Source organism: Winogradskyella endarachnes (assembly GCF_009741275.1).
In the GTDB taxonomy this organism is placed as follows: Bacteria; Bacteroidota; Bacteroidia; order Flavobacteriales; family Flavobacteriaceae; genus Winogradskyella; species Winogradskyella endarachnes.
This window is the reverse complement of the sequence record NZ_WOWS01000055.1, coordinates 1-232: the sequence shown is the minus strand read 5'-3', so window position 1 is coordinate 232 and position 232 is coordinate 1. Positions and strand designations below refer to the sequence as shown.

Sequence of the window (232 nt, the reverse complement as noted above, 5' to 3'; positions counted from 1 at the left end):
TACAGGTTAAAAATTGAATTTACGCTGTTTTTAAATATACCATATTTGGTGTTTTATAGTCTAAAGATACATGTAATCTAATTTGGTTGTATAAATTAATTGCACTTTTTGTAGCTTTTTTAGCGTGTTTTAGGCTATCAAAGGTTTGGTCTAGATAAAATTCGTCTTTTAATATGCCATTTACACGTTCAGCTACAGCATTTTCGTAGCAATGATTTTCTTGTGTCATACT

1 protein-coding gene is annotated in these 232 nt (G+C 28.9%); it reads right to left on the bottom strand.

The features are described from left to right. Positions 1-19: 19 nt before the first annotated feature. On the bottom strand, positions 20-232 hold a 213-nt coding region (locus GN138_RS15970; protein WP_197429372.1), incomplete at its 5' end, for an integrase core domain-containing protein.